Source organism: Parasynechococcus sp. (genome assembly GCF_042954245.1).
Lineage (GTDB): Bacteria > Cyanobacteriota > Cyanobacteriia > PCC-6307 > Cyanobiaceae > Parasynechococcus.
Genome location: NZ_JBGKDP010000247.1, coordinates 1 through 6,331, shown reverse-complemented (window position 1 = coordinate 6,331; position 6,331 = coordinate 1). Strand labels below are relative to the sequence as shown.

Here is a 6,331-nt window from a genome sequence, read left to right as displayed (position 1 = left end):
GCTTGGTGAGCGAAATCCTGCCGGTTCATGCCCGCAAGCCGCTGTTCGGCTACGTGACGATGGTGTATTCGATCATGGCCATCGTTGTGTTGGGCCTGATCGTGTGGGCGCATCACATGTTCACCAGCGGGACACCTCCCTGGATGCGCCTGTTCTTCACCATTGCCACCGCATTTATCGCCGTTCCCACCGGCATCAAATTCTTCAACTGGTTGGCAACACTCTGGGGTGGACGCATCAGCCTCAACAGCGCCATGCTGTTTTCATGCGGCTTCATTGTGAACTTCGTGCTCGGAGGCATCACAGGGGTCGCCTTGGCGCAGGTACCGTTCGACATTCACGTGCACGACACCTACTTCGTTGTCGCCCACTTCCACTACATCGTTTTCGGTGGATCGGTGTTCGTGATCTTTGCCTCGATCTACCACTGGTATCCCAAGTTCACCGGCCGGATGCTGAACGAAGATCTCGGCCGCCTGCACTGTGCCCTCACCTTCATCGGCTTCAACCTGTGCTTCGGCCCTCAGCACTGGCTGGGCCTCAATGGGATGCCGCGACGCGTTGCTGAATACGACCCCCAATTCACCCTGATCAATCAAATCAGCTCCGTCGGAGCCCTGCTGATGGCCATCAGCACCCTGCCCTTCCTATGGAATGTGATTCACAGCGCCCTCAGCGGTCCTGTTGCAGGGGACAACCCCTGGAGAGCACTGACGCCCGAATGGCTGACCAGTTCTCCACCACCGGTCGAAAACTGGGTTGGTGAGGCGCCTCTGGTGGAAGAGCCCTACGGCTACGGCGTCCCACCGGACGAGTTGGACCTGACCGCAGCCAGCGGTCGTGATCTGTGGAGCAGCGGCAAATGACCACCACAGTTCCCATTAAGGATCAGGACCACGGCCATAGGGAGCATGCCGAGCATCCCGATCACCGCATATTCGGCCTCGCCACTTTTCTTGTAGCGGACGCCATGACCTTCGCCGGCTTCTTTGCGGCCTACCTCACCTTTAAGGCGGTGAACCCCCTACCGGATGGGGCCATTTACGAACTGGAGCTGCCGCTGCCCATCTTGAACACCGTTCTGCTGCTGGTGAGCAGTGCCACCTTCCACCGGGCCGGCCAGGCGATCCGACAGGACGATCACAGCCGCTGTCGACGCTGGCTACTGATCACCGCAGGCCTCGGCCTGGCCTTTCTGGTGAGCCAAATGGTGGAGTACTTCACACTCCCCTTTGGCCTCACCGACAACCTCTACGCCAGCACCTTCTTCGCCGCCACGGGATTTCATGGTCTCCACGTGACCCTTGGCGCCCTGATGATCCTGATCGTCTGGTGGCAGGCAAGGCATCCGCAGGGCCGCGTGACTGCAGCCGACCACTTCCCCCTGGAAGCAGCGGAGTTGTACTGGCACTTTGTTGATGGGATCTGGGTGATTCTCTTCGTGATTCTTTATCTGCTCTGATCCCTTGCCTTGATTGGCGAGCGTGGCCAGAATTCAGTTGAATCAACTCCTGAAATGCTGGTCGGCAAGGAACTGCTGGACAAGGCCAGATCGCTCAGCAATCGGCCGGAAGATGACATCGCCCGCGGCTGCGGCTACGTGGGCCCGAGTGGTCGTCTGCTGAAAAAGAGTTTTTATCGGGCCCTGGTGGAGGCCAAAGCGGCGGCCCAGGGATGGCAATTGCCAAAAAGCAACAACAGTTCCTCGGGCGGCAGCCGAGGTCGCCAGGCCGAATTCCGAACCCGTGTGCATGGCAACGGCAACCTGCTGATTGGCCACGCCTACACCCGTCGGCTCGGACTGGAACCCGGCCAGGAGTTCAAGATCGAGCTCCAGCGGGACTCCGGAATGATCGTTCTTCAGCAGATGGATCAAGACCAGCCGTGATCAGCCAGCCAGCTGGCTGATAGATCCTCATTCTTGTTTCGGCCATCGGCGTTTCCATCATCGGCAGCGGTGGCATGCTGCCGCCGCTCGGCATAACGGGCCAGTTGATCAGCCTCCAAGTTCACGGTGTCCCCGACAGCCAGATGTTTCAGGGTCGTCGCCTCCCAGGTGTGGGGGATGACGGCGAGGCTGAACGTCGTTCCATCGGCTGAACATTCAGCCACCGTGAGGCTGATCCCATCCACAGCGATGCTGGCCTTCTCACAGACGTAACGGCCGAATCGGGGTTCCGACCAGCGGATCGACAGGGCCCAGGAGTGGGGGAGAGTCTCCACGCGGGTGACTTCACCGGTGGCATCCACATGACCGCTCACCAGATGACCGCCAAGGCGGTCACTCAGCCGGAGCGCCGGCTCGAGGTTCACCGCTCCACCACGGTCCGCTTTACGTCCCAACGTGGTGCGACGCAGGGTTTCCTCACTCACATCGGCGCGGAAGCCATCCGCCATCAGCTCTGCCGCCGTGAGGCAAACGCCATCCACAGCCACGCTGTCGCCAAGGGCCAGGGGGGCAAATGGAGCACAGCCCCAAACCACCACCGCCCCGGCACGTCGCTCGATCCTTCCCACTGACTGCACCAGCCCCGTGAACATCGCTCGCAGCGGATCTCTGGCCATAATCGGATAGAGCTGCGCCGACGACATGGTCGAAATGAGCGTCGCCGGCATTGCCCTCGATGCCGCCAGCCGCACACCCATGGTGCTGCTGCGGGATCCAAGCGGTCGACGTCAGATCCCGATCTGGATCGACCAAGCGCAAGCCCATAACATCATGGCCGGACTGCAGGGGGGGGCACCACCACGCCCCCTTAGCCATGACCTGATGGCAGCACTATTGGTGGCTGGGGGGCTCGAACTGGAACGCGTGATCGTCCACGCGATTGAAGACAGCACCTTTCATGCGGTCTTGAAGCTGCGACCTGATCTCGACGAAGCGGAGTTGGCTGAGAACAAAGTGCTGGAACTGATCGAAGTGGATGCCCGACCCAGCGATGCCATTGCGCTGGCGATCCGCACCGGCAGCGGCATCTGGATGCTGGAGGAGGTGGTGGCTGAAGCATCGATTCCGGTGGATGCGGAGGCCGATGCTGAGGATCAAAGTGCCTTCAGCCGTTTCATCAACGAGCTCAGCCCTGCTGCATTGGCGCGACATCTGCGCAACCAGGACAACGAAGCAGCCTCGGAGGAGTGAAAACCCGCGCCTTCGGCAGCGGCCGCCCCGTCAGCCTGTTCAGCCTGGGCACGATGCGAGCCCTCAACTCAGTCGCACAAATGGCCGAGGTGCTCGACGCGGCAGCGACAGCTGGAATCAATCACCTGGAAACCGCCCCGGCCTACGGACCTGCGGAACATTTTCTGGGAGAGGCCCTTGGCCAGAACAGCCGCACAAGCTCAGGCCACTGGGTCATCACCAGCAAACTGCTGCCAGGGCTGAGCTTCGAAGAGGGACAACGTCGCCTTGACCAGATCCTGGAGCGCCTGGGCTGTCCACAACTCGACAACCTGGCGGTCCATGGCATCAACCGGGAGGAGCACCTGGACTGGGCCCTGGTGGGCGATGGGTCCAGGCTTCTCGACTGGGCCCTCACCAGCGGCCTGGTCAGCCAGGTGGGCTTCAGCAGCCATGGCAGCAACCCGCTGATCGATCGAGCGCTGCGCAGCCAACGATTCAGCTTCTGCAGCCTGCACCTACATTGGCTGGATCCCCAGCGCCTGCCCCTGGCCCGTTGGGCCCTGGAGCAAGGCCTTGGTGTGATGGCGATCTCCCCTGCCGACAAAGGCGGTCGCCTGCAGGCTCCCAGCCCAACATTGGTGGAGGACTGCACTCCCTTTGCCCCCATAGAGCTGGCCTGCAGATTCCTGCTAGCGCAAGGCATCAGCACCTTGACCGTCGGTGCAGCGGCTGCAGGCGATCTTCAACTCGCGGCAAAACTGGCGCAGGAGGATGGACCCCTCAGCCAGATAGAGCAACAGGTTCTATGCACGGCAGAAGCACGGCAGCAGGAACGGCTCGGCCAGGAGCATTGCAAGCAGTGTCAGGCCTGCCTCCCCTGTCCGAACGAGGTTCCGATTCCAGAACTGTTGCGGTTGCGCAATCTGGCCATGGGCCATGGGCTCACCGCCTTTGCGCAGGAGCGTTACAACCTAATCGGCTGTGCCGGCCACTGGTGGGAAGAGCACGATGCCTCCGCCTGTGAAGGCTGTGGGGAGTGCCTTCCCCGTTGCCCTCATCAATTGCCCATTCCTGAACTACTGGCGGACACCCACCAACGGTTGGAGGCTTCACCGCAACGGCGGCTCTGGAGCTGAATCACGCCAGAGGCCTTGTAAGGCGCTCCGGTCTTCGGGCAACAGAGGCGGCAGCGACCAGCAGCGCGACCAGGTGTCAGCAGCCGGAAAGAGCAGAGGCCGTAGACGCGCCGAAAAGGCCTTCTGATCCTCAATTGACCCCGACGAGGTGATGGGAGCCCGCCAACCAAGCTGCGCCAAGCGGCGACGCAGGGGAGCCCGCCAACCAAGCTCGACCCAGCTTTGGGGCACCGGTTCACGACTGGCATCCGGTCGGAGCAGAACAGCCCAATGCAAAGGAGCACCGGAGGCAGGCAGCACCGCCCGAAGACGGGGATCCCGCCCCAGCAGGGCGATGCAGCGGTTGAGCGGAAGAACCACCAGCCGAGCCTCCCCCTTGAGCAGCCAGTTGGTGGCTTGACGGTCGTCGTAGGTGAGAACCTGGCGACGCAGCGCGCTCAAAGCATGGCCTCCGCCTAGATGGTCCGCCAGGCTCATCACCAGGCGGGGGCTGGCGGGCAGCACCACACGCCCTGCCATGGCAGCATCCAGCAACAGGGACCACCCCTCCTGCGCCACGGCCGAGTCATCCTGCAGCAGCATCACCCAGGGGCTGACGGCCAGCGGCAACACCCGATCCTGAAGGGCACCGAAGCCTCCCAGCAGAGCGTTGGCCTGAGCATCCAACTGGCTGCGGAGCGGTTCAGAAGCAATGGGCTGGAGCGTGTCCGCTGGATGAGCATCAAGCCACCCATCACCTATCACTAACAAATCGGCGCGCGCCTGATCCTCCGGCGTCCAGTCCTGCTGGGCGGGAGCCAGCGTCAGGCGCCAAGGCTTGGGCAAAGCATCAGCCCAGGGTTTTGGCAGCACACCAGCTGGGGCCATCAGTGTTGGAGTGGCTGTCGCCGGACGACAGCCGGCCAGCAGCACGGTTCCCGTCGCCCCGATCATCTGGAGCACATGGCGCCGGCTCAGGGGACCCAACCGCTCACTCCAGACGTTCATGGGGTTGACGTTACGGGGCGGCTGAGCAGCTGCTCCAAGGCACGCTCACAATCGAGCACCAGTTCGGCACAGGAGCAGCCCCGCAGCTGGGCGAGCAGCAGCAGGGCACCGGCTCCCACACCTTCTTTTACATAGCCTCGTTCGTAGTCCCTCAACGGCTGATGGGCGCTGTTGTGAAAACGCACGCCACAGGCCAGGACGGATAGCGTGGCAGCCACGTGGCCCGCGGTGGCAGCCACCAGCCCCCCAAAGGGAGATTGGCTCGCGGCAGCCGCACCCTCATCAGCGAGCCAGCCGGTGGTGCCGATCAGCACCTGCGCAACCAGGCGCTCCCGCTGACTGGCGGGCAGAGCCTGCATTGCCAGCGCCAGAACAGCCAGCATCTGGCAACCACCACCCAGCAATAGCGGTTGTTCCGAGGACACCGCTCCCACCAACACCCCTGCAGTGAAGGCCTGAAAGGGATCACCAACAGCGGCCAGGATCTGCTCGGCCGCAGGATCTACTCCGAGGGATGCCCTCTGCAAGCCTCGGGTGACCAGCGCTTGCTTGAACTGCTGGGGGGGCTGACGGGCACTACCACTGATCAGATGGGCAACCTCCACGCCGAGGGCCGTCAGCACCGCTTGAGCGGTGGTGGTTCCTCCTGGAACACATTCCGCAAGCACCAGGGGGCGTTGCAGCCGCCGCCCCAAGTGCTCCCCCTCTCGCCACAGGTGCTGCACCCGCGACAACGGCATCGCCGCACCGCTGGAGAGACATGCCGACGGCCCCTGATCCAGGGGCTCAATGGCCAGATGAGGGAAATCGGGTTTCTGGTCTAGGCCGAGAGCCGCCACCTGCGGTGTCAGCTTCAGGCGATGCACCGCCACATGGCTAAGCAGGGCGGGGGAGACCCCAGCGGGCAGCGGCGGCAGGGGCCAACGGCGCTGCCCAGCCGGCCCATGGATCAGGAGCTCCGCATCAGCAAGGGCCGTATAACGCCGCGAGGCTGCAGTAGAGCCAGCGGCGGAGATCCCTTCATGCTCAGCCGTCCGCGTAGCCGCCAACACCAGCAACAGATCCACCGGTTGATCCTTAGATGTCC

General features: G+C 62.9%; 8 protein-coding genes. 5 read left to right on the top strand and 3 right to left on the bottom strand.

Annotation, left to right across the window (positions count from 1 at the left end; genetic code table 11):
- The 3 genes from ACGVJ8_RS11480 to ACGVJ8_RS11470 all read left to right on the top strand — a co-directional run.
- Positions 1-866 (top strand): cbb3-type cytochrome c oxidase subunit I (locus tag ACGVJ8_RS11480; RefSeq protein WP_392348218.1); only part of this gene is annotated, 866 nt, incomplete at its 5' end.
- Positions 863-1,462 carry a heme-copper oxidase subunit III gene (locus ACGVJ8_RS11475; RefSeq protein WP_392348216.1) on the top strand — a complete coding sequence of 200 codons (600 nt, stop codon included), beginning with the start codon at positions 863-865 and terminating at the stop codon, positions 1,460-1,462. The genes ACGVJ8_RS11480 and ACGVJ8_RS11475, both read left to right, overlap by 4 nt.
- A gap of 54 nt (positions 1,463-1,516) precedes the next feature.
- Positions 1,517-1,888, top strand: a complete 372-nt coding sequence (locus tag ACGVJ8_RS11470) for an AbrB-like transcriptional regulator (protein WP_392348214.1) — start codon at positions 1,517-1,519, stop codon at positions 1,886-1,888.
- Here ACGVJ8_RS11470 and ACGVJ8_RS11465 read toward each other — a convergent pair.
- Entirely contained in the window at positions 1,873-2,541 is a 669-nt protein-coding gene (locus tag ACGVJ8_RS11465; protein ID WP_392348220.1) for a riboflavin synthase, read from the bottom strand. The two genes, ACGVJ8_RS11470 and ACGVJ8_RS11465, sit on opposite strands and share 16 nt — an antisense overlap.
- Positions 2,542-2,590: 49 nt before the next feature.
- On the opposite strand from ACGVJ8_RS11465, the gene ACGVJ8_RS11460 reads away from it, so the two are divergent.
- Together ACGVJ8_RS11460 and ACGVJ8_RS11455 are read left to right on the top strand one after the other, a co-directional pair.
- Complete coding sequence (locus ACGVJ8_RS11460) at positions 2,591-3,139, top strand: bifunctional nuclease family protein (protein WP_392348212.1); 549 nt, start codon at positions 2,591-2,593, stop codon at positions 3,137-3,139.
- Positions 3,136-4,257: an aldo/keto reductase gene (locus ACGVJ8_RS11455; RefSeq protein ID WP_392348210.1), complete on the top strand. Its 1,122-nt coding sequence runs from the start codon at positions 3,136-3,138 to the stop codon at positions 4,255-4,257. The genes ACGVJ8_RS11460 and ACGVJ8_RS11455 overlap by 4 nt, the downstream gene beginning before the upstream one ends.
- Here the strand turns inward: ACGVJ8_RS11455 and ACGVJ8_RS11450 are convergent.
- Together ACGVJ8_RS11450 and ACGVJ8_RS11445 are read right to left on the bottom strand one after the other, a co-directional pair.
- A complete protein-coding gene (locus ACGVJ8_RS11450; protein ID WP_392348208.1) occupies positions 4,231-5,244 on the bottom strand; it encodes an ABC transporter substrate-binding protein in 1,014 nt (337 codons plus the stop codon). The genes ACGVJ8_RS11455 and ACGVJ8_RS11450 overlap by 27 nt on opposite strands.
- The coding region (locus tag ACGVJ8_RS11445) for a nicotinate-nucleotide--dimethylbenzimidazole phosphoribosyltransferase (protein ID WP_392348206.1) at positions 5,241-6,331 on the bottom strand (1,091 nt) is incomplete at its 5' end. The genes ACGVJ8_RS11445 and ACGVJ8_RS11450, both read right to left, overlap by 4 nt.

Coding starts and splice junctions, on each gene's coding strand:
- ACGVJ8_RS11470 (WP_392348214.1), top strand. CDS start 1,517: ATGCTGGTCGGCAAGGAACTGCTGGACAAGGCCAGATCGCTCAGCAAT.
- ACGVJ8_RS11465 (WP_392348220.1), bottom strand. CDS start 2,541: ATGTTCACGGGGCTGGTGCAGTCAGTGGGAAGGATCGAGCGACGTGCC.
- ACGVJ8_RS11475 (WP_392348216.1), top strand. CDS start 863: ATGACCACCACAGTTCCCATTAAGGATCAGGACCACGGCCATAGGGAG.
- ACGVJ8_RS11460 (WP_392348212.1), top strand. CDS start 2,591: ATGGTCGAAATGAGCGTCGCCGGCATTGCCCTCGATGCCGCCAGCCGC.
- ACGVJ8_RS11450 (WP_392348208.1), bottom strand. CDS start 5,244: ATGAACGTCTGGAGTGAGCGGTTGGGTCCCCTGAGCCGGCGCCATGTG.